Source organism: Halomonas sp. A11-A, from assembly GCF_003182195.1.
GTDB classification, from domain to species: domain Bacteria; phylum Pseudomonadota; class Gammaproteobacteria; order Pseudomonadales; family Halomonadaceae; genus Halomonas; species Halomonas alkalicola.
In genome coordinates this window covers 52443-76188 of the sequence record NZ_QGTM01000009.1, presented here as the reverse complement: position 1 = coordinate 76188, position 23746 = coordinate 52443, and the positions used below count along the sequence as shown (strand labels likewise).

Annotated in this window: 22 protein-coding genes; 14 read left to right on the top strand and 8 right to left on the bottom strand. The window is 68.8% G+C overall.

Features of this window, described 5'->3' with window-relative positions; all coding sequences use genetic code 11:
- Window positions 1–95: 95 nt before the first annotated feature.
- Window positions 96–1295: a urate hydroxylase PuuD gene (locus DER72_RS08615; RefSeq protein ID WP_110069590.1), complete on the bottom strand. Its 1200-nt coding sequence runs from the start codon at window positions 1293–1295 to the stop codon at window positions 96–98.
- Between the two features lie 93 nt (window positions 1296–1388).
- Complete coding sequence (uraH, locus tag DER72_RS08610; protein WP_110069589.1) at window positions 1389–1742, bottom strand: hydroxyisourate hydrolase; 354 nt, start codon at window positions 1740–1742, stop codon at window positions 1389–1391.
- Window positions 1743–1888: 146 nt separating this feature from the next.
- Between uraH and uraD the strand changes: the two genes are divergently transcribed.
- The gene (gene uraD, locus DER72_RS08605) at window positions 1889–2419 is read left to right on the top strand and encodes a 2-oxo-4-hydroxy-4-carboxy-5-ureidoimidazoline decarboxylase (protein ID WP_110069588.1); all 531 of its coding nucleotides are present in this window, start codon (window positions 1889–1891) and stop codon (window positions 2417–2419) included.
- A gap of 313 nt (window positions 2420–2732) precedes the next feature.
- Window positions 2733–4106, top strand: a complete 1374-nt coding sequence (locus DER72_RS08600) for a uracil-xanthine permease family protein (RefSeq protein WP_110069587.1) — start codon at window positions 2733–2735, stop codon at window positions 4104–4106.
- A 159-nt stretch (window positions 4107–4265) separates the two neighbouring features.
- Here DER72_RS08600 and DER72_RS08595 read toward each other — a convergent pair whose 3' ends face one another.
- Both DER72_RS08595 and DER72_RS08590 read right to left on the bottom strand, forming a co-directional pair.
- Complete coding sequence (locus DER72_RS08595) at window positions 4266–4619, bottom strand: phasin family protein (protein ID WP_110069586.1); 354 nt, start codon at window positions 4617–4619, stop codon at window positions 4266–4268.
- 131 nt (window positions 4620–4750) lie between these two features.
- On the bottom strand, window positions 4751–5458 hold the full coding sequence (locus DER72_RS08590) for a glutathione S-transferase family protein (protein WP_110069585.1): 708 nt from the start codon (window positions 5456–5458) through the stop codon (window positions 4751–4753).
- 359 nt (window positions 5459–5817) lie between these two features.
- On the opposite strand from DER72_RS08590, the gene DER72_RS08585 reads away from it, so the two are divergent.
- The 10 genes from DER72_RS08585 to DER72_RS08540 all read left to right on the top strand — a co-directional run bounded on the left by DER72_RS08585 (window position 5818) and on the right by DER72_RS08540 (window position 17390).
- A complete protein-coding gene (locus DER72_RS08585; protein ID WP_110069584.1) occupies window positions 5818–7518 on the top strand; it encodes an L-lactate permease in 1701 nt (566 codons plus the stop codon).
- A 188-nt stretch (window positions 7519–7706) separates the two neighbouring features.
- On the top strand, window positions 7707–9212 hold the full coding sequence (glcD, locus tag DER72_RS08580; RefSeq protein WP_110069583.1) for a glycolate oxidase subunit GlcD: 1506 nt from the start codon (window positions 7707–7709) through the stop codon (window positions 9210–9212).
- A gap of 14 nt (window positions 9213–9226) precedes the next feature.
- Window positions 9227–10342, top strand: coding sequence for a glycolate oxidase subunit GlcE (gene glcE, locus DER72_RS08575; RefSeq protein WP_110069582.1), 1116 nt, complete (start codon window positions 9227–9229; stop codon window positions 10340–10342).
- Between the two features lie 21 nt (window positions 10343–10363).
- Window positions 10364–11596 carry a glycolate oxidase subunit GlcF gene (gene glcF, locus DER72_RS08570; protein ID WP_110069581.1) on the top strand — a complete coding sequence of 411 codons (1233 nt, stop codon included), beginning with the start codon at window positions 10364–10366 and terminating at the stop codon, window positions 11594–11596.
- A gap of 182 nt (window positions 11597–11778) precedes the next feature.
- The gene (locus tag DER72_RS08565) at window positions 11779–12180 is read left to right on the top strand and encodes a heme-binding protein (RefSeq protein WP_110069580.1); all 402 of its coding nucleotides are present in this window, start codon (window positions 11779–11781) and stop codon (window positions 12178–12180) included.
- Between the two features lie 94 nt (window positions 12181–12274).
- On the top strand, window positions 12275–13189 hold the full coding sequence (locus tag DER72_RS08560; protein ID WP_110069579.1) for a DMT family transporter: 915 nt from the start codon (window positions 12275–12277) through the stop codon (window positions 13187–13189).
- A gap of 37 nt (window positions 13190–13226) precedes the next feature.
- The gene (locus DER72_RS08555) at window positions 13227–14798 is read left to right on the top strand and encodes a bifunctional GNAT family N-acetyltransferase/carbon-nitrogen hydrolase family protein (protein WP_110069578.1); all 1572 of its coding nucleotides are present in this window, start codon (window positions 13227–13229) and stop codon (window positions 14796–14798) included.
- A 19-nt stretch (window positions 14799–14817) separates the two neighbouring features.
- On the top strand, window positions 14818–15657 hold the full coding sequence (locus DER72_RS08550; protein ID WP_110069577.1) for a zinc-dependent peptidase: 840 nt from the start codon (window positions 14818–14820) through the stop codon (window positions 15655–15657).
- 27 nt (window positions 15658–15684) lie between these two features.
- Window positions 15685–16698, top strand: a complete 1014-nt coding sequence (gene ltaE / locus DER72_RS08545; protein WP_110069576.1) for a low-specificity L-threonine aldolase — start codon at window positions 15685–15687, stop codon at window positions 16696–16698.
- On the top strand, window positions 16695–17390 hold the full coding sequence (locus tag DER72_RS08540; RefSeq protein WP_110069575.1) for a TVP38/TMEM64 family protein: 696 nt from the start codon (window positions 16695–16697) through the stop codon (window positions 17388–17390). Before ltaE ends, DER72_RS08540 begins: the two co-directional genes overlap by 4 nt.
- On the opposite strand, the gene DER72_RS08535 is transcribed toward DER72_RS08540, so the two are convergent.
- Both DER72_RS08535 and DER72_RS08530 read right to left on the bottom strand, forming a co-directional pair.
- Window positions 17391–18695 carry a glycosyltransferase gene (locus DER72_RS08535; RefSeq protein WP_258306248.1) on the bottom strand — a complete coding sequence of 435 codons (1305 nt, stop codon included), beginning with the start codon at window positions 18693–18695 and terminating at the stop codon, window positions 17391–17393.
- The gene (locus DER72_RS08530) at window positions 18692–19642 is read right to left on the bottom strand and encodes a LysR family transcriptional regulator (protein ID WP_110069608.1); all 951 of its coding nucleotides are present in this window, start codon (window positions 19640–19642) and stop codon (window positions 18692–18694) included. The genes DER72_RS08535 and DER72_RS08530 overlap by 4 nt, the downstream gene beginning before the upstream one ends.
- A 115-nt stretch (window positions 19643–19757) precedes the next feature.
- Between DER72_RS08530 and DER72_RS08525 the strand changes: the two genes are divergently transcribed.
- Window positions 19758–20831, top strand: a complete 1074-nt coding sequence (locus DER72_RS08525; protein ID WP_110069574.1) for a tartrate dehydrogenase — start codon at window positions 19758–19760, stop codon at window positions 20829–20831.
- An 86-nt stretch (window positions 20832–20917) separates the two neighbouring features.
- Here the strand turns inward: DER72_RS08525 and wrbA are convergent, their stop codons facing one another.
- Both wrbA and DER72_RS08515 read right to left on the bottom strand, forming a co-directional pair.
- The gene (gene wrbA, locus DER72_RS08520; RefSeq protein ID WP_110069573.1) at window positions 20918–21514 is read right to left on the bottom strand and encodes an NAD(P)H:quinone oxidoreductase; all 597 of its coding nucleotides are present in this window, start codon (window positions 21512–21514) and stop codon (window positions 20918–20920) included.
- A gap of 123 nt (window positions 21515–21637) precedes the next feature.
- The gene (locus DER72_RS08515; RefSeq protein ID WP_110069572.1) at window positions 21638–22513 is read right to left on the bottom strand and encodes a class I SAM-dependent methyltransferase; all 876 of its coding nucleotides are present in this window, start codon (window positions 22511–22513) and stop codon (window positions 21638–21640) included.
- A gap of 189 nt (window positions 22514–22702) precedes the next feature.
- On the opposite strand from DER72_RS08515, the gene DER72_RS08510 reads away from it, so the two are divergent.
- On the top strand, window positions 22703–23731 hold the full coding sequence (locus DER72_RS08510) for a succinylglutamate desuccinylase (protein WP_110069571.1): 1029 nt from the start codon (window positions 22703–22705) through the stop codon (window positions 23729–23731).
- Window positions 23732–23746 lie beyond the last annotated feature (15 nt).

Genomic DNA, 23746 nt, shown 5'->3' with positions numbered 1-23746 from the left:
CTTCCCGATACACCTTGACCCACCGGAAGGGCGAGTCAAGGTGTGGCGCAGGGTGAAGAACGCGCGGAGGGGCAAGGCGGCCGGCGGCGCCGCCGTCACTGTGACCAGGCGGCGATGGCCTCGCGCTCCTCGTCGGTCATGCCGGTCATGTTGCCCAGCGGCATGTAGCCGCTCGCCACCACCTGCTGGATCTGTGCACGCTGGGCGGCGGTCTGTTCGAGAGAATCGTAGGCGACCCCGGCCGGCGGCGCGTTGAAGCCGGGCTGGGTGGGCCGGCTGGCGTGACAGGCCACGCAGCGGGTCTCCAGGATGGCGTGGACCTCCTCGAGGCTTACCGCGGCACGGTCCGGATCGGCGGCGGGTGACGGCGCGGGGGCGGCGATCCAGAACGCCAGGGCGATCAGCGCCACGCCGGCCGCCGGATAGGCCGGCTTGATGCTGCCGGCATGCATCAGCACGAAGAACTGACGAATCAGGGCCCCGGCGAAGATGAACAGCGACATGATCACCCAGGCCTGCTCGTGGGAGTAGGCGAAGGAGTAGTGGTTGCTGATCATCAGCAGCACCACCGGCAGGGTGAAGTAGGTGTTGTGCACCGAGCGCTGCTTGCCGCGCTTGCCGTCCAGGGGATTGGGGGCCTCGCCCGCCTTCATGGCGGCGACCATGCGGCGCTGGCCGGGGATGATCCAGAAGAAGACATTGGCGGACATCGCCGTGGCCATCACCGCGCCGGTGATCAGGAAGGCGGCGCGGCCGGCGAAGAGCTGGGTGCTGAGCCAGGCCACCACGACCATCATCACGGCTACGGCGATGCTCAGCAGGCCGTCCCGGGTCATGTCGGGGCTGATGCGCTTGCACAGCTCGTTGTAGACCACCCAGCCGCCGACCAGGAAGAGCAGCGCCAGCACGTTGGCCTGCCAGCCGCTCATGTTGGCGGCCCACTCCCAGCTGGCATTGGGGTTGACCAGATAGAAGCTCGGGTTGGCCATGTAGAGCAGCACGAAGAGCGCGAAGCCCGACAGCCAGGTGGTGTAGGACTTCCAGAACGACCAGTGCAGGTCATCGGGCAGCTTGGCCGGCGCCGTGGCGTACTTCTGGTTGTGGTAGAAGCCGCCGCCGTGCACCGCCCACATCTCGCCGAAGACACCCTTGTCGCGGTCCTCGGCGGCCTTGGGTTTCTTGAGGCTGTTGTCCAGCATCACGAAGTAGATCGATTCGCCGATCCAGGCGATGGCCGCGATGACGTGCAGCCAGCGCAGCATGAAGTTGGCAAAGTCCAGCAGATAGGCTTGCATCAGGGGAGCCTCGACTCATGGCATTGTTGTTGGTGACCGAAGGTCAGCCTTGGTCTTGAAAACTGGCGAGTGCCGCCAACGCTCGGGATGAGGCTAGCTGCCGCGGTAGGTGGAATAGCCATAAGGCGACAGCAGCAGCGGCACGTGATAGTGCGCCTCGACATCGGCCACCCCGAAGCGCAGCGGGATCACGTCCAGGAAACGCGGCTCCTCGGCCTCCACGCCCTCCCGGCGCAGGTAGTCGCCGGCGTGGAAGACCAGCTCGTACTCGCCGCGGGCCAGCTCGTCGCCCTCGAGGATCGGCGCGTCACAGCGCCCGTCGTCGTTGGTGACGACCTCCTTCAGGCGGGTACGGCTGCCGGCATCCAGGCGATAGACCTCGATGCGAATGCCCTCGCCGGGCAGGCCCCGGGCGGTATCCAGTACATGGGTGGTCAGGCGTCCCATTGTCTCGACTCCCTTAGGTGTTGGTTGATTGGCGGGTTGGATGGACGGCGGAGGATTTTCCTGACAACATTTTTAGACCTTAACGGAGTACATTTCAAAACATTTTTTGTATACATTTATCCGACACCCCCAACCGGAGCCTCTTCATGACCCACAACAATACGCTGACCCCGCGCCCCAGCGAGCTGGACAGGACCGCCTTCGTCGCCGGCTACGGCGAGATCTACGAGCACTCCCCCTGGGTCGCCGAGCTGGCCTGGGAGCGGGGCCTCTCCGAGGCCCATGACCGCCCCGAGGCCCTGGCCGCCCTGATGGGCGAGATGCTGGAGAGCGCCTCCCCCGAGCGCCAGCTGGAGGTGATCCGCGCCCACCCGGACCTGGCCGGCAAGGCGGCACTGGCCGGCACCCTCACCGACGACTCCACTCGCGAGCAGGCCGGCGCCGGCCTCGACCAGTGCTCGCCGGAGGAGCTGGCCCGTTTCGAGCGGCTCAACGAGGCCTACAAGGCGAAGTTCGGCTTTCCCTTCGTGATGGCGGTGAAGGGCAGCGACCGCTTCGCCATCCTCGACGCCTTCGAGGTGCGCCTGGAGAACACCCCGGCCGAGGAGCGCCGCACCGCGGTGGAGCAGATCAATCGCATTGCCCTGTTCCGCCTGCAGGCCCGCGCGGAGGGTTAGGGCTCTCCTTCACCCCACGCTTCGCTCGGCGCCCCTCATGCCAGCCCCGCGGCTTCCTCCGCGGGGCTTTTGTCGTTATGGCTGGCCTCCTGCACTCGATCACGACATGACCAAACGGTCAATATACGATGGATAACCCCCTGATCAGCAAGGGATCCGGAAAATGAGTTCCGGGAAATCATTCTGATGTCTTTCAAACGGAACCATATTGTGTACATTTAAAGTCATGGATTGGCCTCAATCACGATAACAACCGGCCAGCCTCACGACCCGCACGCCAGCACCGACAACAACTCCAGCTGCGAGCCTGACCATGACCAGATCCCGTTCCGCGCCCCATCCCGAGACGAACCCCACCCGCACCATCAACCGCGACCCGGATGCGATGCCGCCGCTCTCCAAGGCGATTCCCCTGGGCCTGCAGCACATCATGGCGATGTTCGCCGGCAACGTGACCCCGCCCATCATCATCGCCGGCGTGATCGGCGCCGCCACCGGCGAGACGATCTTCCTGATCCAGGTGGCACTCTTCGTGGCCGGGGTCTCGACCCTGATCCAGACCATCGGCATGGGCCCCATTGGCGCCCGCCTGCCCATCGTCCAGGGCACCAGCTTCGGCTTCCTGCCGGTGGCGCTCCCCCTGGCCAACGCCTTCGGGCTGGCCGCCGTGCTCGGCGCCTCCTTCATCGCCGGCCTGCTGCAGATCGTGCTGGGGGCCTTCCTCAAGAAGATCCGCCACTGGTTTTCGCCGGTGGTCACCGGCATCGTGGTGCTGCTGATCGGCATCACGCTGATGCCGGTCGGCCTCAACTACGCCGCCGGCGGCGTGGGCTCGCCCGACTTCGCCTCGCCCACCAACCTGCTGCTGGCGCTCTTCGTACTGGTGGTGTGCATCGCCGTGCACCAGCTGGGCCGCGGCTTCGTCAAGGCCTCCTCGATCCTCTTCGGACTCCTGGCCGGCTACCTGGTAGCCATCGCGCTGGGCATGGTGGACTTCACCAACCTGCGCGAGGCGGCCTGGTTCGCCGTGCCGAGGCCGCTGCAGTACGGCATGGAGTTCCACCTCACCGCCATCGTCGGCATGGTGCTGATCATGTTCGTGGTAGGCCTGGAAACCATCGGCAACATCTCCGCCATCACCACCGGCGGCGCTGGCCGGCCAGCCAAGGATCGCGAACTCTCGGGCGGCGTGATGGCCGACGGCGTGGCCACCTCCTTCGCCGCGGTCTTCAACACCCTGCCCAACACCGCCTACGCCCAGAACGTGGGCCTGATCACCCTGACCGGCGTGGTCAGCCGCCACGTGGTGACCATCGGTGGCATCCTGCTGATCTGCATGGGGCTCTTTCCCAAGCTGGGCGGCCTGGTGGCGGCCATGCCCCATGCGGTGCTGGGCGGTGCCGGCGTGGTGATGTTCGGCATGATCGCCTCGGCGGGCCTCAAGATCATCCAGGAGTGCGAGCTCGACCAGCGCGCCATGCTGATTATCGCGGTTTCCCTGAGCCTCGGCATCGGCCTGCCCGCCGTGGAGGCGATCTCCGAGACCATGCCCGGCCAGGTGGGGCTGCTGCTGAAGTCGGGCCTGGTGCCGGCGGCGCTGGCCGCCCTGCTGCTCGACGCCATCCTGCCCGGCAAGCCGAAGCCCCAGAGCGGCGGCGAGGACGTCGAGGTCGTGGCCAACGCCTGACGCTTCGACCTCGCCGCTGCTGTCCACCACCCAGGCGCCGCCGGAGACCCCGGCGGCGCGCGTGTCTTCGCCTGCTCGCCGGGGCCACCAACGAGACGGGCCGCCCCGAGGTGGGGCGGCCCGTTCGATGTCGCGGCCGGCGTGGCGCCGGCGCCTGCCTTACTTAGCGGCGGTCGCGGACTTCAGGCTTTCCTCGACCAGCTTCTGGCTCTTCTGCAGGAAGTCCTGGCCGAGGGCATTGACCTTCTCGGCATCGGCCTTCATCCGCTCGCCCAGGTCCTGGGCCGCCTTCTGCTGACCTTCCACGACCTTCTTGAGGCCATCGGCATCACGCACGCCGATCCAGGCACGCGCCTGGGCCAGGCCGAGGTCGGTGTAGGTCCGGGCCGCGTCCATCTGGGCGGCCATCAGCTTCTCGTAGTACTCGAGCGTCAGGGAGCCATAGGCGCGTGCCGGCTCGACGAACAGGCCCTCGAACTGCTCGGTGGCCTTCTGGGTGGTTGCCTTGGTCATGGAGCACCTCCGTCTACCTTGGGAAGACAGGGCACATCGCCCTGCGCTGCATTGCAACATAGCAGGCAATTTTGTGCAGTGCAACATAGCAAAGGACCATTCTGCTCATGCCGCCTGCCTCCCCCTGACAGTCAGCGGTAGGCCCCCTCGATATCGGTGATGCGCATGGCGCGGCGCCCCAGGCCGCCGTGCTGGTCGAGCATGCGCTCCAGCCAGGCGTAGACCGGGTCGGCGTTGGAGACCAGGTCGGCGCTCGACACGCAGCGCGCCCACATGAAGCTGCCGAACACCAGGTAATCGCCCGCCGCGGGCGCCTCGCCGTCGATGTAGTCCGCCTCCTTCAGGCGGCCGCGCAGCGGCTCGAGCGCCGCATCCAGCTGCGAGAGCCCCTTCGCCGGGGAGTGGAACTCCTCCAGGGTGCGACCGAGGCGCTTCTCGCGGGTCTCGCGAAAGTAGTCGCGATCGTCGGGGTGTATGGCGTTGAGCAGATCCATGATGATGGTGCGCAACATGGCCGGCTGCAGGGAGCGCTCCGCGTAGTGCTTGAGGAAGCTCGCTCGCGCCTCGCCCAGGGCGTCGCCGAACAGCGGGGACTCGGGGTAGGCGCGATCCAGGTAGCGCAGGATGGCGTAGCTGTCGGTGACCGTCTCGTCACCGTCGACCAGCACCGGCACCTTGTCGTGATCGGCAAAGGCCAGCGCCTCCTTGTCGGTGAAGCGCCAGGGGCGGGTCTCGGCCTCCAGCCCCTTGTGGGCAAGCGCATAGCGCACCCGCCAGCAATAGGGCGAGAAGCGCAGCCCCTCATCGATGCCGCAGAGATCAAAGAGCACCCGTGCCATAACGTTCCCCCGTTGCGATTTTCGTGTCCCCGGCAGTGTGCCAGCCTTTTCCCACCCCCGCCACGCGGCATGCCGCGGTCCATACGGACCTGCCCTCCCTGTCCTTTAGTCTATAGTCGGGAGGCACCGTTTCGCGGCAGATCTCGAGCGCTCACGAACAACTCATTGTTGAAAAAGGCATTTCCTTATTTCAGGCATTGCAAAAGCAAGAGATCGATTGGTAATACCAATTCTCCACCGCTGGCGAGTCAACGCTCCCAGGGCGTATCTTTCGCGCATCCGCCGCGCCCCCGGCAGGCGGAGTCGCGCCACCTCATTGCAGACAACATCATCACAACAGTCGAGGGGAAACCTGCCTCATGAACGACACCCTACTTGCACTGCTGGCCTTTACGCCTCTGGTGCTGGCCGGTGTACTGCTGATCGGCTTACGGATGCCGGCCAAGACCGCCATGCCGGCCGTCTACGTAGTCACCGCCCTCATCGCCCTGCTCGCCTGGGACATGAGCTTCAACCGGGTACTGGCTTCGACCCTTCAGGGTCTGATCCTCACCGTGTCGATCCTGTGGATCATCTTCGGGGCCATCCTGCTGCTCAATACCCTGAAGCACTCCGGCGGCATCACCGCGATCCGCAACGGCTTCTCCGGCATCAGCCCCGACCGTCGTGTCCAGGCCATCATCGTCGCCTGGCTGTTCGGCTGCTTCATAGAGGGCGCCTCCGGCTTCGGCACCCCGGCCGCCGTGGCCGCCCCACTTATGGTAGCCCTCGGCTTCCCGGCGCTGGCCGCCGTGGTGGTGGGCATGATGATCCAGTCAACCCCGGTCTCCTTCGGCGCCGTGGGCACCCCGATCGTGGTGGGTGTCACCGGCGGCATCAACCGCGATGCCATCACCGAGGCGCTGGAAGCCGGCGGCTACACCTGGATGGAGTACTTCCGCCTGATCGCCGCCGAGGTGGCCGTGATCCACGGCATCGTCGGCATCCTGATGCCGCTGATCATGGTGGTGATCATGGTCAAGTTCTTCGGTGCCAGCAAATCCTGGAAGGAGGGCCTCTCCATTGCCCCCTTCGCGATCTTCGCCGGCGTCGCCTTCGTGGTGCCCTACATGCTGGCCGGCGTGCTGCTCGGCCCGGAATTCCCGTCGATGATCGGCGCCATGGTCGGCCTGGCCGTCGTCGTGCCCGCGGCTCGTCGCGGCTTCCTGATTCCCAAGGATGTCTGGGACTTCCCCGAGCGCAAGTCCTGGCCGGACGAGTGGATCGGCAAGCTGGAAATCAAGCTGGATGACATCGCCGGCAAGGCACCGATCTCCACCGTGATGGGCTGGGTGCCCTACGTGCTTCTGGCCGTGATCCTGGTCGCCTCTCGCACCATCGAGCCGTTGCGCGACGCCCTCAATGCCTGGACCTTCGGCTGGAGCAACATCCTCGGTGAGGCCGGCGTTTCCGGCAGCATTGCCCCCCTCTACCTGCCGGGCGGCATCCTGCTGATGGTGGTGCTGATCACCGCCGTGCTCCACAAGATGCGCATGGGCGAGCTCAAGGCCGCCTTCGGCGAATCCTCGAAGACCATCCTCGGCGCCGGCTTCGTGCTGATCTTCACCATCCCCATGGTGCGGATCCTGATCAACTCCGGCGTCAATGCCTCGGACCTGGTCTCCATGCCGGTGGCCATGGCGCAGTTCGTCGCCGACGGTGTGGGCGGGGTCTACCCCTTCTTCGCCCCGGCCGTGGGTGCCCTGGGCGCTTTCATTGCCGGCTCCAACACCGTGGCCAACCTGATGCTGGCGGACTTCCAGTTCAACGTGGCACAACAGCTGGGTGTCTCCACCGCCATGATGGTCTCCCTGCAGGCCGTGGGCGCCGCGGCGGGTAACATGATCGCCATCCACAACGTGGTCGCGGCGTCTGCCACCGTAGGCCTGCTGGGCCGCGAGGGCATCACCATCCGCAAGACCATCCTGCCGACGATCTACTACCTGATCTTCACCGGCATCATCGCGCTGATCGCCTTCTACGTGATCGGTGTGACCGACCCCTTGATGCGGGCCGGATGATGGCACGAGCATGACGCTCACCGGGCCTCGCCGACTCTCGGCGGGGCCCGGTCATTTTCCGCCTATCTCCCCTCTGAACGGAGCCAACCCCATCCTCATATGGAAAAATTTTCCATGGATTAATGGAAAATTTTTTCATACAATTGACATCTACACTGAAGAGATCCCCCCTCTCCTCCGGAGTCATCATGAACACCCTCTTCGATGAACGACTCGATGGCGAAGTGGCCCGGCGCGACCCCGCCGAGGTACTCGCCGACCTGCGCCAGGCACTCCCCGGCATGACCCTGCTGCACCGCGAGGAGGACCTGCGGCCCTTCGAGTGCGACGGCCTCTCCGCCTACCGCGCCCTGCCGATGCTGGTGGCGCTGCCCGAGACCCTCGAGCAGGTCGAGACCCTGCTCAAGCGCTGCCGCGCCCTGGGCGTCCCGGTGGTGACTCGCGGCGCCGGCACCGGCCTCTCCGGTGGCGCCCTGCCGCTGGAACACGGCGTGCTGCTGGTGCTGTCGCGCTTCAACCGCATCCTCGAGATCGACCCCGACGCGCGCACCGCCCGAGTCCAGCCCGGGGTGCGCAACCTGGCGATCTCCGAGGCGGCGGCGCCCTACGGGCTCTACTACGCGCCGGACCCCTCCTCCCAGATCGCCTGCTCCATCGGCGGCAACGTGGCGGAGAACGCCGGTGGCGTACACTGCCTGAAGTACGGGCTGACCGTGCACAACGTGATCCGGGTCGAGGTGCTGACCATCGAGGGCGAGCGCATGACGCTCGGCTCCGACGCCCTGGACGCACCTGGCTTCGACCTGCTCGCCCTGTTCACCGGCTCCGAGGGCATGCTCGGCGTGGTCACCGAGGTGACCGTCAAGCTGCTGCCCAAGCCGGAGAGCGCCAAGGTGCTGATGGCGAGCTTCGACGACATCGAGAAGGCCGGCAACGCCGTGGGCGCCATCATCGCCGCGGGCATCATCCCCGGGGGCCTGGAGATGATGGACAACCTGGCGATCCGCGCCGCCGAGGACTTCATCGGCGCCGGCTACCCGGTGGAGGCCGAGGCGATCCTGCTTTGCGAGCTGGATGGCGTCGAGGCCGACGTCGACGACGACTGCGAAACGGTGCGCCGCGTGCTGGAGCAGGCCGGTGCCACCGGCATCCAGCAGGCCCGCGACGAGGCCGAGCGCGCCCTGTTCTGGGCCGGGCGCAAGAACGCCTTCCCGGCGGTAGGCCGCATGTCCCCGGACTACTACTGCATGGACGGCACCATTCCCCGCCGCGAGCTGGCCCGGGTGCTCAAGGGCATCGGCGATCTGGGCGAGGCGTACGGCCTGCGCGTGGCCAACGTCTTCCACGCCGGTGACGGCAACATGCACCCGCTGATCCTCTTCGATGCCAACCAGCCCGGCGAATTCGAGCGCGCCGAGGAGCTGGGCGGGCGCATTCTCGAGCTGTGCGTCGAGGTGGGCGGCACCATCACCGGGGAGCACGGGGTGGGTCGCGAGAAGATCAACCAGATGTGCGTGCAGTTCAGCCCCGGCGAACTCGCCACCTTCCGGGCCGCCAAGCGCGCCTTCGACCCCGACGAGCTGCTCAACCCGGGCAAGAACATTCCCACCCCGGCACGCTGCTCCGAGTTCCGCCTGACCAAGAGCGCCGGCGACGCCCCCGCGCCGACCCAGGCCCCAGAGAGCCAAGGCTGAGAGACTTCGACGACATGGTGAGCACACACGACACCCCCCAGCACGATATCCCCAGCCATGACGCCAGCGAGGCGCTGGCGGAGCGCATCCGCCGTGCCGAGGCCGAGGGCACTCCCCTGCGCATCGTCGGCGGCGACACCAAGGCCTTCTATGGTCGTAACGTTCAGGGCGAAGCGCTCTCCACCCGCGAGCACCGCGGCATCACCGAGTATGACCCGGTGGAGCTGATCGTCTCGGTGCGCACCGGCACGCCGCTTCGCGAACTGGAGGCCGCCCTGGCCGCCAACGGCCAGATGCTGCCCTGCGAGCCGCCCCACTTCGGCGAGGACGCCACCGTGGGCGGCATGATCGCCACCGGCCTCTCCGGCCCGCGCCGCCCCTGGGCCGGCAGCGTGCGCGACTTCGTGCTGGGCACGCGGGTCATCACCCGCCAGGGCAGCGAGCAGCGCTTCGGCGGCCAGGTGATGAAGAACGTCGCCGGCTACGACCTCTCGCGGCTGATGGTGGGCGCCCAGGGCACCCTGGGGCTGCTGACCGAGGTCTCCATGAAGGTGCTGCCGCTGCCCGGCGCCAGCCGCAGCCTGCACCTGGACATGCCGCTCGCCGAGGCCCTGGTGAAGCTCTCCGAGTGGGGCCGTCAGCCGCTGCCCATCACCGCCGCGGCCTGGCTCGACGGCGCCCTGCACCTGCGTCTGGAGGGCGGACCGAGTTCGGTGGCCGCCACCGCCGAGCGGCTGGGCGGCGACGAGCTCAAGCCCGACTTCTGGGCCGCCCTGAACGAGCAGCGCCTGGCGTTCTTCGCCAGGGAGGACGGCCGCGCCCTGTGGCGTCTCTCGCTGCCGCACCACACCCCGGTGCTCGAGCTTCCCGGCGTCGCTGATACCGACGTGCTCTACGACTGGGCCGGTGCCCAGCGCTGGCTGAGAAGTGACCTCGACGCCGCAACCCTGCGCGAGGTGGTCTCCCGGGCCGGCGGCCACGCCACCTGCTGGCGCGGCGCCAACGGTCAGCCGGTGGACGAGCCCTTCACCCCGCTCGCCCCGGTGCTGGCCAAGTACCACCAGAACCTCAAGGCAGAGCTGGACCCCAAGGGGATCTTCAATCCGGGCCGGCTCTACGCGGCATTCTGAGACAGAGGGGATAACGCCGAGATGCAGACGCATTTTTCCGAAGAAGATCTCAAGAAGCCGCATATCCGCGAGGCCGACCGGGTGTTGCGCAGCTGCGTGCACTGCGGCTTCTGCAACGCCACCTGCCCCACCTACCAGCTGCTGGGCGACGAGCGCGACGGCCCCCGCGGGCGCATCTACCTGATGAAGGAGATGCTCGAGGCCCCCGAGGGCAGCGACAAGGTGACCGAGGAGACCCGGCTGCACCTGGACCGCTGCCTGACCTGCCGCAACTGCGAGACCACCTGCCCCTCCGGTGTGGAGTACCACAAGTTGCTCGACATCGGTCGCGCCGAGATCGAGCGGCGGGTGCCCCGCAAGCCGGCCGAGCGCGCCCAGCGCTATGCGCTGCGCAAGATGCTGGTGGAGCCGAAGCGATTCCAGGCGCTGCTCAAGCTCGGCCAGACCTTCCGGCCGCTGGTGCCCGGCGCCCTGCGCGACAAGCTGCCGCCCGCCCCCGTGGATGCCGGTAAGCGCCCAGAGGGCAGCCGCCACGCCCGCCAGATGCTGATCCTGGAGGGCTGCGTGCAGCCGGGCCTTTCGCCCAACACCAACGCTGCCACCGCCCGGGTGCTGGACCGCCTCGGCATCGGCCTGACGCCGGTGGCGGAGGCCGGCTGCTGCGGCGCCATCGACTTCCACCTGAACGCCCACGACGACGGTCGCGCCCGGGCGCGGGCCAACATCGACGCCTGGTGGCCGCATGTCGAGGCCGGCGCGGAGGCCATCGTGCAGACCGCCAGCGGCTGCGGCGCCTTCGTCAAGGAGTACGTCGACATCCTCAAGGACGACCCGGCCTACGCCGAGAAGGCGGCCAGGGTGAGCGCGCTGGCCAAGGACCTGGTGGAGGTGCTGCGCGACGAGGCGCTCGACGCCCTCGAGGTGAAGAAGAGCCGCAAGCTCGCCTTCCACTGCCCCTGCACCCTGCAGCACGCCCAGAAGCTCGGCGGCGCCGTGGAGTCGGTGCTGACCCGGCTTGGCTTCTCGCTGACGCCGGTGGCCGATGCCCACCTCTGCTGCGGCTCGGCGGGTACTTACTCCATCACCCAGCCCGAGCTCTCGACGCAGCTGCGCGACAACAAGCTCGACAATCTCGAGGCCGGCAAGCCCGAGGTGATCGTAACGGCCAATATCGGCTGCCAGACCCACCTTGCCGGCGCCAACCGCACCGAGGTGCGCCACTGGATCGAGATCGTGGACGAGGCCATCGCCTGAGGTCCGCCTCGCATCCGAACGAGGGGCGTCGGGGGCAAGCCGGAGGGGAGGTCCTACGCCAGGGAAGGCGTCGGTAGCGTACAGGGATGTATTCACAGCGCCTCCCCGAAGGCTTGCCGCCGATAAAGCCCCGAGCCTGCTGACCCCTGCAACAGCGTTCCATCACAAGAGGAAGTCCGCTCATGAAGACCAAGCCCGTACTGACCCTGACTGACGTCAACGCCATCCTCGATGCCGCCCAGAAGGAGGCCGAGGCCAACGGCTGGGGCGTGACCATCGCCGTGGCCGACGACGGCGGCCACCTGCTCGGCCTGCGCCGCATGGACAACGCCCCGCCCTTCAGCGCCGAGGTGGCCGCCCAGAAGGCCCACAACGCCGCCATCGGCCGCCGCGAGACCCAGGCCTTCGAGGAGATGATCAACGGCGGCCGCACCGCCTTCGTCACCGCGCCCATGCAGTCGCTGCTCGCCGGCGGCGTGCCGGTGATCGTCGACGGCGAGGTGGCCGGCACCGTCGGCATCTCCGGCGTCAAGCCCGATCAGGATGTGCAGATCGCCCGCGCCGGCGTCGCCGCCATCGGCTGAGGCCATTGCCACCCGCCATCGCCTCCGCGCAGGCGCTGCAGTAAGCTACAGGGCCCCCGCCACGCGGGGCCCTTGCGTTGGAGAAGAGGATAAGATGCCCCTGTTCTATTTCCTGCCGCCGCTCGGCGCCGTGCTGATCTGGTCGGGCAACATGACCATCAACCAGCTCACCGTGGGCGCCATCGCACCCTCCAGCATCGCCTTCTTGCGCTGGGTGCTGGCGCTCGCCGTGCTCACCCCCTTCCTGGCCCCGGCGGCCTGGAAGCATCGCGCCACGATCCGCCGCGAATGGCCGAAGCTCGCCGTGCTGGGGCTGCTCGGCATGGGGCTGTGGCAGGGGCTCGCCTACGTGGCCGCCGAGACCACCTCGGCCACCAACATGGGCATCCTGGCCGCCATGGTGCCGCTGCTCACCGTGCTGCTCAGCGCGCTGATCCTGCGCGAGCCGCCCAGCCTGGGCGGCACCCTGGGGGGCGTCGTGGCGCTGCTGGGGGTGCTGGTGCTGCTGGGTCGCGGCAACCCGCTCTCGCTGCTGGAGCTGACCGTGGCGAAGGGCGACGCCCTGATGCTGGTGGCCGCCACCTGCTACGCCCTCTACGGGGTGATGCTCAAGCGCTGGCCGATCGGCCTGCCCCCCTGGGTGCTGCTCTACGCCCAGGTGATCTTCGCGGTGCTCTTCCTGCTGCCGCCCTACCTGATGGGCCCCATGACCCCGGTGGACGCGAGCAACATTGGCCTGATCCTCTATGCCGGCATCCCGGCCTCGATCATCACCACCTTCCTGTGGATGCTGGCGATCCGCCAGATCGGCGCCAGTCAGGCGAGCATCTTCATCAACCTGATGCCGCTGTTCAGCGCACTGATCGCCATGGCGGCCCTCGGCGAGCGCATCGCGCTGTTCCACCTGCTGGGCGGCGTGCTGATCCTGGCCGGGGTAATCATGGCCCAGACCCTCACCCGGCCGCTGGTCCGCCCCCGCACGCGCCGGGACCCCGACCCCACGTGCTAGACTTCCCGTTCTGCCCGCTGACAGACAAGGATGCGCCATGTCCCTCGACGACCTGCACCTGACGCTTCGCAACCTGACGCCGGAGGACTACGCCCAGCTCGAGACGCTAATGGACGCGGTCTACCACGACATCGGCGGCGCCTGGTCGAAGCACACCATCGAGACGCTGATCGCCTCCTTCCCGGACGGCCAGATCGCCATCGAGGACGACGGCCGCCTGGTGGGCATGGCGCTGACCGCACGGGTGGACTATGACGAGTTCACCAACCCCCACAAGTACGACGACCTGATCGGCAAGCGCGAGGTGATCCTCGACGACCCGGACGGCGACGCCATGTACGGCCTGGACGTGCTGATCCACCCGGACTACCGCGGCTACCGCCTGGGGCGGCGCCTCTACGACGCCCGCAAGGAGCTGTGCCGCTCGCTCAACCTGCGGGCGATCCTGGCCGGCGGTCGCATCCCCCAGTACCATCAGCACGCCGAGACGCTCTCCCCCACCCAGTACATCGACCGGGTGGCCCGCAAGGAGATCCACGACCCAATCCTCTCCTTCCAGCTGGCCAACGACTTCCAGGTCAAGCGCCTCTTGCGCGACTACCTCCCCGAGGACGAGAGGTCCCAGGGCTATGCCACCCTGCTGGAGTGGAACAACTTCCTCTATGAGCCCGCCGAGCTGGTACTCGACAACCGCAAGACCCAGGTACGGGTCGGCGCGGTACAGTGGCAGATGCGCGAATTCGACTCGGTGGAGGCGGTGCTGCAGCAGGTGGAGTACTTCGTCGACGCCCTCTCCGGCTACAAGAGCGATTTCGCGGTCTTCCCGGAGCTCTTCAATGCCCCGCTGATGGGGCTGCAGGACCGCGCCGCCCAGCGCGACCAGATGGCGGCCGTGCGCTTCCTGGCCAGCTTCACCGAGCAGTTCAAGGCCGAGCTGTCGCGCATGGCGGTCTCCTACAACATCAACATCGTGGCCGGCTCCATGATCGAGGTGGGCGAGGACGACCGCCTCTACAACGTCAGCTACCTCTGCCACCGCGACGGCGAGATAGAGAGCCAGGCCAAGCTGCATATCACGCCCCAGGAGCGCCGCGACTGGGTGATCGAGGGGGGCGACGACCTCCAGGTGTTCGACACCGACGCCGGCCGGGTCGGCATCCTGATCTGCTACGACGTGGAGTTCCCGGAGCTGCCGCGGCTCTTGGCCGAGCAGGACATGGACATCCTCTTCGTGCCCTTCTGGACCGACACCAAGAACGGCTACCTGCGGGTGCGTCACTGCGCCCAGGCCCGGGCCATCGAGAACGAGTGCTACGTGGTGCTGTGCGGCAGCGTGGGCAACGTGCCCTCCATCGAGAACCTCGACATCCAGTACGCCCAGTCGGCGGTCTTCTCGCCCTCGGACTTCGCCTTCCCCCACGACGCCGTGCTCAACGAGACCACCCCCAACACCGAGATGATTCTCTTCTCGGATCTCGACCTGACCCGACTGACCATGGTGCGCAACGAGGGCTCGGTGACCAACCTCAAGGACCGCCGCAAGGACCTCTTCGACCTGCGCTGGCGGGACTGGTCCTGGAAGTCAGGGGCCGACCTGGAAGAGAGCTGAGTCGAGGCGAGGAGAGCCGATGCTTGGGCACCTGAAACGCTGGCGGGCCGAGCGCTTCGCCGCCCGCCACCCCTTCCCCGAGGCGGCCTGGGCCGAGGCCCGGTCGCGCCTGCCGCTGCTTGCCGCCCTGCCCGAGGCGCAGGCCGCTTCGCTTGGGCAGCGCGCCTGGCAGTTTCTCCACGCCAAGCGCCTGAGCCTGCACCCGACGCTTGCCGAGTCCACCCCCTTCGACCTGCCTGCCCAGCTGGCTCTCGCCGCCCAGGCCTGCCTGCTGACCCTGGGCTGGAGCAACGAGGAGCACCGGGAGGCCTTCGCCAACGTCCACGAGGTGCTGATCCTGCCCGACGCCTTCCAGCGCCAGGTGGAGGAGATGGACGAGTTCGGCGTGATGCACGAGTACGTGGACGAGCGCGCCGGCGAGACCTCCCACCAGGGGCCGGTGGTGGTGGCCTTCCCCGACCTGATGGAGAGCGGAGACTTCTCGGGCTTCAACGTGCTGATCCACGAGTTCGCCCACAAGCTCGACCTGGGCAACTCCCTGGACGTGGACGGCTTCCCGCCGCTGCCCGCCGACATCGACCCGCCGGAGTGGCATCGGGTCTTCATGGGCGTCTGGGAGGACCTCCAGGCGCATCTCGAGCGCGGCGAGCCCACGCCCATCGACGACTACGCCGCCACCCACCCCGGCGAGTGCTTCGCGGTCTGCTGCGAGGCCTTCTTCACCGCCCCGGACCTGCTCCACGATGTCTATCCGGCGCTCTATGCGCTGCTCGGCCGCTACTTCGGCCAGGCGCCGCTGGCCCGCCTGCCGGCCGAGTATCACGCGCGGCCGCTCGCGGCCCATCCCGAGCGCCACTGACCCACCGCCCGTCCCCAGGAGGCGCCGATGATCGACCTGCGCAGCGATACCGTCACCCGTCCCAGCGCCGCCATGCGCGACGCGATGCACGTCGCCCCGGTGGGCGACGACGTCTGGGGCGACGACCCCAGCGTGGCGCGCTTCGAGGCCGCCGTGGCCGAACGCGCCGGCAAGGCCGCCGCCCTGCTCTTCCCCAGCGGCACCCAGAGCAACCTGGCCGCCCTGCTCGCCCACTGCCAGCGCGGCGACGAATACCTCGCCGGCCAGCAGGCCCACACCTACAAGTACGAGGGCGGCGGCGCCGCGGTGCTCGGCGGCATCCAGCCCCAGCCGCTGGAGCACGCCGAGGACGGCTCGCTGCCCCTGGAGCGCATCCGCGCGGCGATCAAGCCCGATGACTTCCACTTCGCCCGCACCCGCCTGCTGGCGCTGGAGAACACCATCGGCGGGCGCGTGCTCGATCCCGACTACGTAGCGGCGGCCACCGCGCTGGCCCGGGAGCAGGGCCTCGCCACCCACCTCGACGGCGCCCGGCTGTTCAACGCCGCGGTGGCCAGCGACACCTCACTGGATGAGCTCTGCGCGCCTTTCGACTCGGTGTCGCTGTGCTTCTCCAAGGGGCTCGGCGCCCCGGTGGGCTCGGCCCTGGCGGGCTCCCGCGAGCTGATCGACAGCGCCCGGCGCTGGCGCAAGGTGCTGGGCGGCGGCATGCGCCAGTCCGGCATCATCGCCGCCGCCTGCCACCATGCGCTGGACCACCACGTGGCCGACCTCGCCGGCGATCATCGCCGTGCCGCACGCCTGGCCGAGGGGATCCGCGCGTTGCCCGACCTCGAGGTGGCCTACCAGGCCACCAACATGGTGTTCCTGCGCGTACCCGAGCGACACGTCGCCCCGCTGCGCGCCTGGCTCGCCGAACGCGGGATCCTCGTCGAGCTGCGCTGCACCACCCGCCTGGTGGTACACCGCGACCTGGATGACGACGCCATCGAGCGGGTGCTCGAGGCGCTGGGCGACTATCTGGCACAGCCGCGGGCATGAAGGCGCGGCGCCGCCTCCCCGCCGCGCTGTGGCTGCCGCTGCTGGCACTGCTGACGCTGCTGCTGCTGGCACTGGGCTGGCAGTGGCTGGCCCGGGAGGGGGTGCTGACCCTGGAGGCGCTGCGCGCGCTGGCCGCCTCGACGTCCGGCTGGCGCGACGCGCCCTGGACGCTCCTGGTGGTGATGGCGGTCTACGCCGGGGCGTCGCTGGTGATGTTCCCGCTGAGCCTGCTGGTGGGCGTAACCGGGCTGCTGTTCGGCCCCTGGTGGGGCTTCGGCTACGCCCTGGCCGGCACCCTGACGGCCTCGCTGGTCACCTGGTGGGTGGGCCGGCGTATCGGCCGCGAGGCGCTGCTGCGCCACGGCGGCAAGCGCCTCAGAGGTCTCTCGCGCTACCTCGCCAGGCGCGGCATCCGCACCATGACCGTCGTCAATCTGCTGCCGCTGGCGCCCTTCACCCTCACCAACATGATGGCCGGCGCCTTCCGCCTGCGCCTGCGCGACTACCTGGTGGGCTCGGCACTGGGGATCGCCCCCGGGCTCGCCGGGGTCACACTGCTGGGCAGCCAGCTGGGGAAACTGGCCACCGCCGAAAGCCGCGACGAGCTCGCCTGGGGGGCCGGAGGCCTGCTGCTGGCGGTACTGCTGCTGGTGGCGCTCAAGCGCTGGAGCGACCATCGCCGGCGGCGCTGATCACTTCGCTGTCCTGTCGGGCCACCACTCGGGGCGCTCCTCCTCCCAGGTGGCGTGGACCAGCTTGCCCAGCACCCGGCCACGATGGCAAAGCATCTGCCACTCCGCCCCCAGGCGGTGGCGCACCCGCTCCCAGCCCCCCTCCTCGGCATGGGTGAAGGGGCCACTGGCGGCGATGGCACGCCGATAGACGGCCAAGCAGCGCTCGGCACAGCTCGCTTCATCGTAGGCCGCTGCGGTGGAGCGAGCACCCTCCACCAGGGGCCTGCGTACGTCGCGAGCCGACAGCGACACCAGGGCCGCGGCGAAGTCATCGACATCATCGTGGTCGAGCAGCCGACCATTGCCGCCATCGCGCACCACCTCGCGAACGCCGGGAGCGTCCACGGCCACCACCGGCAGCCCCGCCGCCATCGCTTCGGCGATCACCATGCCCTGGGTTTCGCTGTGCGAGGCGAAGGCGAAGAGATCCATGGCGTGGTAGGCATCGATGAGCGACTGCCCCTGCAGACGACCGGTGAAATGTACCCGTGCTGCGACCCCCTCGCCCTCCGCAGCCTCGATCATCGCCTGGCGCGCATCACCCTCGCCCACCACCAGGAAGTGCGCCGTCGGCAGGAGGGCCAGCGCCTTGGCCACTGCCACGGCGAGAAAGGCGAGATTCTTCTCCCGCGCCAGCCGCCCCAGGTGGCCGATCACGTAGGCGTCGTCCGCGATGCCGAACCGCCGCCGCCAGGCCGCACCGCTGCCGGCCGCGAAACGTACCGTATCCACGCCGCTGGGCACCACGTGAATCGCCGGGTTGGCGTCGCGCTCGAGCAGCAGGTCGCGGATGCTCTCGCTGGGGGCGATCACCGCATCGCACAGATGGGTGTACTCGGTGGCCAGCGCCTTGGCGAAGCGCTGCATGCGCGGTGAGTCACCCGGCACGTAGTGGGTGTAGTGCTCATAGAGGGTGTGGTGGGTGAACACCAGCGGCAGCCCATAGGTCTCGGCGGTGCGCGCTGCGGTATCGCCGAGCAGGAAGGGGTGGTGGGAGTGCACGATATCGGGCTCGAAGGCCTCGATGGCCTCGAAAAGCTGCCCGGGGATGGGCACGGGCAGGGAAAAGTCGCTGCCGTTGAAGTGCTGGACCGCCGTGACCCTGATCACATCGGCCTCATGGCGTGGCTGGCCATCGAGGCGCGGTGCCACCACCAGCACCCGGTGGCCCATCGCTTGCAACTGCGCCTTGAGGCGCTGCACCGATTCGCTGACACCGCCGACGATCGGCAGGTAGGTGTTGGTGAACATCAGTACGTTCACGGTGACGAAACTCCTTGTCTGGCGGTTTCCGTTGCTGGTAGTGGCGGTACGCGGCGCCCCATCTCCTGCTCAAGATAGGCGATGAAGGCACGAATGCGCAGCGGCACGTGACGCCGCTGCGCATAGACGGCATAGAAGTCGGCGCGTACACCCTGCCACGTCGGCAGCAACTCCACCAGCGCACCGCTCTCCAGGTGCGCATGCACGTCCCACCAGGAGCGCAGCACGATGCCGTGGCCATCCAGCGCCAAATTGACGATCACCTCGCCGTCGTTGCTGGCCAGCGGCCCCGAGACCTTCACCGCCTGCTCCTCGCCTGCGGCGCCACGGCGCGTCAGGCGCCACAGGGCGAAGTCGCTGTCATTCTCACGCAGCACCAGGCAGGGATGCTTCGCCAGGTCCGCTGGCTTTGCCAGGCGGGGCATCCGCTCGACATAGGCGGGCGCCGCGCAGAGGATCCGGCGGTTGGCGAGGATACGCCGGGCCACCAGGCGCGAGTCGGGCGGCTCTCCCACCCGGATGCTAATGTCTACCCCCTGTTCGCCTGGGGTCAGCGGGAAGTTGGTCAGCTCAAGCGTGCTCTCCACCCCCGGGTGGCGGGCGCAGAAGCAAGAGAGTAGCGGCGCCACGTGGCGTCGCCCGAAACCGAAGGTGGCGTTGATCTTGAGCGGGCCGGAGAGCTCGGCGCGCTGCGCCCCCAGTGCCTCCTCCAGCTCGGCCAGCTCCTCGAGGATCGCCGCCCCGCGCACCAGATAGCGCTCGCCCTCCGGGGTCAGGGTCAGGCGGCGGGTGGTGCGGCTGGCCAGGGTCACTCCCAGGCGCGCCTCCAGCTGCTTGAGCCGCTTGCTGACCGCCGAGAGCGACAGGCCAAGCTCCCGGGCCGTGGCCGTGAGGCTGCCGGCCTGGGCCAGGCGCTGGAAGAAGGCCAGATCATCGAGCTGGGCCACCTCACTCTCCACTTTTACTCAATAATGACTTGCATTCTAGCCCGATTATCGACAGCCATGGGAGAGCTAGACTGTGGGGGTTCGTTCCTCCCCCCGGAAATCGATGGAGCCCGACATGACCCACAGAATCGCCGTGATTCCCGGTGACGGCATCGGCAAGGAAGTGATGCCCGAGGGGCTGCGCGCCCTCGAGGCCGCCGCCAGCCGCTTCGGCATCGCCCTGGAGCTTGCGCACTTCGACTTCGCCAGCTGCGACTACTACGCCGAGCACGGCAAGATGCTGCCCGACGACTGGTTCGAGACCCTGAAGGACTTCGATGCCATCTTCTACGGCGCGGTGGGCTGGCCGGCCACCGTGCCGGACCATGTCTCGCTGTGGGGCTCGCTGCTGCAATTCCGCCGCCGCTTCGACCAGTACATCAACCTGCGCCCCTGCCGGCTGCTGCCCGGCATCCGGAGCCCGCTCGCCGACCGCAAGCCCGGCGACATCGACTTCTACGTGGTGCGCGAGAACACCGAGGGGGAGTACTCCAGCGTCGGTGGCAAGATGTTCGAGGGCACCGAGCGCGAGGTGGTGATCCAGGAGACGGTGATGACCCGCCACGGCACCGACCGGGTGCTGAAGTTCGCCTATGAACTGGCCCGGTCGCGCCCGAGGAAGAAGCTCACCTCGGCCACCAAGTCCAACGGCATCGCCATCACCATGCCCTGGTGGGATGAGCGGGTAGCCGAGATGGGCAAGCGCTATCCGGACGTGGCCGTGGACCAGTTCCATATCGACATCCTGACCGCCAACTTCGTGATGCACCCGGACTGGTTCGACGTGGTGGTGGCCAGCAACCTGTTCGGTGACATCCTCTCCGACCTGGGCCCGGCCTGCACCGGCACCATCGGCGTGGCGCCCTCGGCCAACATCAACCCCGAGGGCACTTTCCCGAGCCTGTTCGAACCGGTCCACGGCAGCGCCCCGGACATCGCGGGCAAGGGCATCGCCAACCCCATCGGCCAGGTCTGGTCCGGCGCCATGATGCTCGAGCACCTGGGCCACAAGGAAGCCGGCGACGCCATCGTCGCCGCCTTCGAGGCGGTACTCGCCGAGGGTGACAAGGCGGTGCTGACGCCGGATGTGGGCGGCACCGGCACCACCGAGGACCTGGGCCGGGCCATTTCGGAGCGCATCACGGGGTAATATCGAGATTCAACCCGCGATCGCAAGGAAGCCCGCCCCGGCAGACCGGAGCGGGCTTCTTCACGTCGGGATCACGCGCTGAAGGATCAGAGAGTCAGCTTCGCCGCAATATTGGCCACGTGCTCGCCCTGGAAGCGCGCGATGGTCAGCTCGCGCTCGTCCGGCTGGCGCGACCCATCGCCGCCGGCGATGGTGGAGGCGCCATAGGGGTTGCCGCCGCCGGCTTGGTCGAAGACGTACTGCTCCTCGATGCCGTAGCCCAGCGGCACGATCAGCATGCCGTGGTGGGCCAGGGTGTGCCAGAAGGAGGTGATGGTGGTCTCCTGGCCACCGCCGGTGCCGGTGGAGGTGAAGACGCTGGCCACCTTGCCGCGCAGCTTCCCATTGGCCCACAGGCCGCCGGTCTGGTCCAGGAAGGTGCGCATCTGGCCGGTCATGTTGCCGAAGCGCGTGGGGCTGCCGAAGAGGATGGCGTCGTAGTCGGCGAGCTCCGCCGGGGACGCCTCGGGCGTGTCGAAGCGCTGGCCGCCGGCCTTCTCGAAGGCCTCGGCGTCCATGGTCTCGGGGGCGCGCTTGACGGTGACCTCGACACCCTCGACGCGGCGGGCCCCTTCGGCCACCGCCTGGGCCAGAGTGTCGATGTGACCGTACATGGAGTGATAGAGCACCAGAACGCGGGTCATGCGGACCTCCTGTGTCAGTGGATGCAACATCACCGAGTCTAGTCGGATGTCCTGAGAGAAAAAGCGAAGGAATTCGAGGGCCGGCGACGATTCGGTCGAACGGACGCGGTCAGCCGGCCTGCCTCAGGCCAACCGCCAGCAGCCCGCCAGGATGCGCACCTTGCCGGCCGCCAGGTTGTCGCGCAGGTTGCGCCCCATCTCGGCGAAGCGCTCGCCGAAGATCACCCCGGGGCCGGGCAGCACCGGGCCGGCCGGGGCCTCCCCGCCGTCCTCTCGCCGGCTGAGCTTCTGTCGCCAGGCCAGGGCCGACTCGGTCACGTCCTCCAGCGCCTCGGGCACGAAACCCGCGTCGGCCAGGCGCGCCTCCAGCGCCTCCCGGGTCTGCAGGTGGCTCGCCGCCGGCGTGCTGGCCCAGGGTACCGGCAGCGCCAGGGGGTCGAGGTTGTCGCCGGCCACCACCTCGTGGAGCAGCAGCCGTCCGCCCGGCACCAGCAGCCGGCGCCACTCCGCGAGCACCGCCGCCATGTCCGGCATGTTCATCAGCGCATGCTGGCACCACACCGCCTCGAAGGCCGCCTCCGGCAGCGGGGTGCGGGAGGCATCCGCGCACAGGAAGCGGGTGCGTTCAGCCAGGCCGGTGGCGCGGCTGAGCCACTCGGCCGCCGTCACGAAGGCCGGGGTGATATCCACGCCCAGCGTCTCGCAGCCCAGCTCAGCGGCCAACAGGCGGCTGGCCCCACCGGTGCCGCAGCCCACGTCCAGCACCCGCATCCCGGGGGCCAAGTGTCCCAGCGCCGCCAGGTGCCGGCTGGCCCGGCGTCCGCCCAGGTGCAGCTGGTCGACCCCGGCGACCTCATCGAGGCTCAGGTGCTCAGGATCGCACCCCGCCGCCCGGAAGGCCGCCGCCAGGCGCGCGACCAGCGGCTCGCCGCCGGCACGGCCCGGGGCATCGTAGTGGCCCGCCAGGGAAGGGCTGGGCGAAGCGGGGGCGGCGGGCATGGCGGGCTCCTGGCAGGGGGGTGGGCCTCCAGCTTAGCGCCGTGCCGCGGGCCGCCCCATAGGCCAAAGGTCCCGCGTCGGGCGACTTTCACCCTGGCACCGGCACTTTCACGGCGTCGACGCGCCCCTTGCCCGGCGGCGCCGGCTGGCGGAAGGTAGCCGGACCCGTAGCGTCGAGGATTCCGCCCCATGAGCCCATCCCGCCCCCCTTCCCCGTCGGCCTCCCGTGCGCCGCTGGCGACCTGGCTGTGGCGCTGCCTGGAGGGCGAGCCCATCGCCCCCTTCGCGCTGCCTGGGGGGAGCGCCGTGCCACGTGGCGAGGGGGTGCTCGAGCTGGTGCCCGAGCGCCCCGCCGTCGACGCCCTCGCCAGCGTGGTCTCGGTCGGCATCCACGGCGACGAGACCGCCCCCATCGAGCTGCTGCAGGGCTGCCTCGAGCGGCTCGCCGAGGGTCAGGCCAGGCTCGGCGCACCGGTCCTGCTGGTGCTCGGCAACCCCGAGGCGACCCGCCAGGGGGTGCGCTACGTGGGCACCAACCTCAACCGCCTCTTCCGCCGGGAGCTCGACGAGCAGGGCATGGAGCCCGACCGGGCGCGGACGCTGATGGCCGCGGTGGACGCCTTCTTCGCCCGCCACGGGGCACTTCCGCGGCTTCACTACGACCTGCACACCGCCATCCGCGACAGCCGCTACCCGCGCTTCGTGGTCAGCCCCTTCACCGAGCGCACGCCGGTGGAGGCGGCCCAGTGGCACTGGCTCGCCGCCGCCGACATCCAGGCGGTACTCCTCCAGCACCGCCACAGCTGGACCTTCTCCCACTACAGCAAGCACTATCATGGCGCCCAGGCCTTCACCCTGGAGCTGGGCCGCGCCCTGCCCTTCGGGCACAATGACCTGGCACCGCTGGCGCCCATGGGCGTGCTGCTGGCGGCGCTGCTCGAGGGGCGCGAGCCCCCCGCGGCAGCGCCCGAGCGCATGGCCTTCTTCCGGGTCGCGCATGAGCTGATGCGGGAGTCCGTGGCGTTTCGCCTGGCCTTCCCCGACGATACGCCCAACTTCACGACCTTCCCGCCGGGCACCCTGCTCGCCGAGGATGGCCAGGCCGGGGAGACCCGGGTCGGCGAGGCACCGCTGGCCGTGGTCTTTCCCAACGCCGAGGTGGAGATCGGCGCCCGCGCCGCCCTGCTGGTGCACCCCGAGCCACCGCCGTCGGGCTGAGGCCGGCGGCCCGCC

Coding starts and splice junctions, on each gene's coding strand:
- DER72_RS08615 (WP_110069590.1), bottom strand. CDS start 1,295: ATGCAAGCCTATCTGCTGGACTTTGCCAACTTCATGCTGCGCTGGCTG.
- uraH (WP_110069589.1), bottom strand. CDS start 1,742: ATGGGACGCCTGACCACCCATGTACTGGATACCGCCCGGGGCCTGCCC.
- uraD (WP_110069588.1), top strand. CDS start 1,889: ATGACCCACAACAATACGCTGACCCCGCGCCCCAGCGAGCTGGACAGG.
- DER72_RS08600 (WP_110069587.1), top strand. CDS start 2,733: ATGACCAGATCCCGTTCCGCGCCCCATCCCGAGACGAACCCCACCCGC.
- DER72_RS08595 (WP_110069586.1), bottom strand. CDS start 4,619: ATGACCAAGGCAACCACCCAGAAGGCCACCGAGCAGTTCGAGGGCCTG.
- DER72_RS08590 (WP_110069585.1), bottom strand. CDS start 5,458: ATGGCACGGGTGCTCTTTGATCTCTGCGGCATCGATGAGGGGCTGCGC.
- DER72_RS08585 (WP_110069584.1), top strand. CDS start 5,818: ATGAACGACACCCTACTTGCACTGCTGGCCTTTACGCCTCTGGTGCTG.
- glcD (WP_110069583.1), top strand. CDS start 7,707: ATGAACACCCTCTTCGATGAACGACTCGATGGCGAAGTGGCCCGGCGC.
- glcE (WP_110069582.1), top strand. CDS start 9,227: ATGGTGAGCACACACGACACCCCCCAGCACGATATCCCCAGCCATGAC.
- glcF (WP_110069581.1), top strand. CDS start 10,364: ATGCAGACGCATTTTTCCGAAGAAGATCTCAAGAAGCCGCATATCCGC.
- DER72_RS08565 (WP_110069580.1), top strand. CDS start 11,779: ATGAAGACCAAGCCCGTACTGACCCTGACTGACGTCAACGCCATCCTC.
- DER72_RS08560 (WP_110069579.1), top strand. CDS start 12,275: ATGCCCCTGTTCTATTTCCTGCCGCCGCTCGGCGCCGTGCTGATCTGG.
- DER72_RS08555 (WP_110069578.1), top strand. CDS start 13,227: ATGTCCCTCGACGACCTGCACCTGACGCTTCGCAACCTGACGCCGGAG.
- DER72_RS08550 (WP_110069577.1), top strand. CDS start 14,818: ATGCTTGGGCACCTGAAACGCTGGCGGGCCGAGCGCTTCGCCGCCCGC.
- ltaE (WP_110069576.1), top strand. CDS start 15,685: ATGATCGACCTGCGCAGCGATACCGTCACCCGTCCCAGCGCCGCCATG.
- DER72_RS08540 (WP_110069575.1), top strand. CDS start 16,695: ATGAAGGCGCGGCGCCGCCTCCCCGCCGCGCTGTGGCTGCCGCTGCTG.
- DER72_RS08525 (WP_110069574.1), top strand. CDS start 19,758: ATGACCCACAGAATCGCCGTGATTCCCGGTGACGGCATCGGCAAGGAA.
- wrbA (WP_110069573.1), bottom strand. CDS start 21,514: ATGACCCGCGTTCTGGTGCTCTATCACTCCATGTACGGTCACATCGAC.
- DER72_RS08515 (WP_110069572.1), bottom strand. CDS start 22,513: ATGCCCGCCGCCCCCGCTTCGCCCAGCCCTTCCCTGGCGGGCCACTAC.
- DER72_RS08510 (WP_110069571.1), top strand. CDS start 22,703: ATGAGCCCATCCCGCCCCCCTTCCCCGTCGGCCTCCCGTGCGCCGCTG.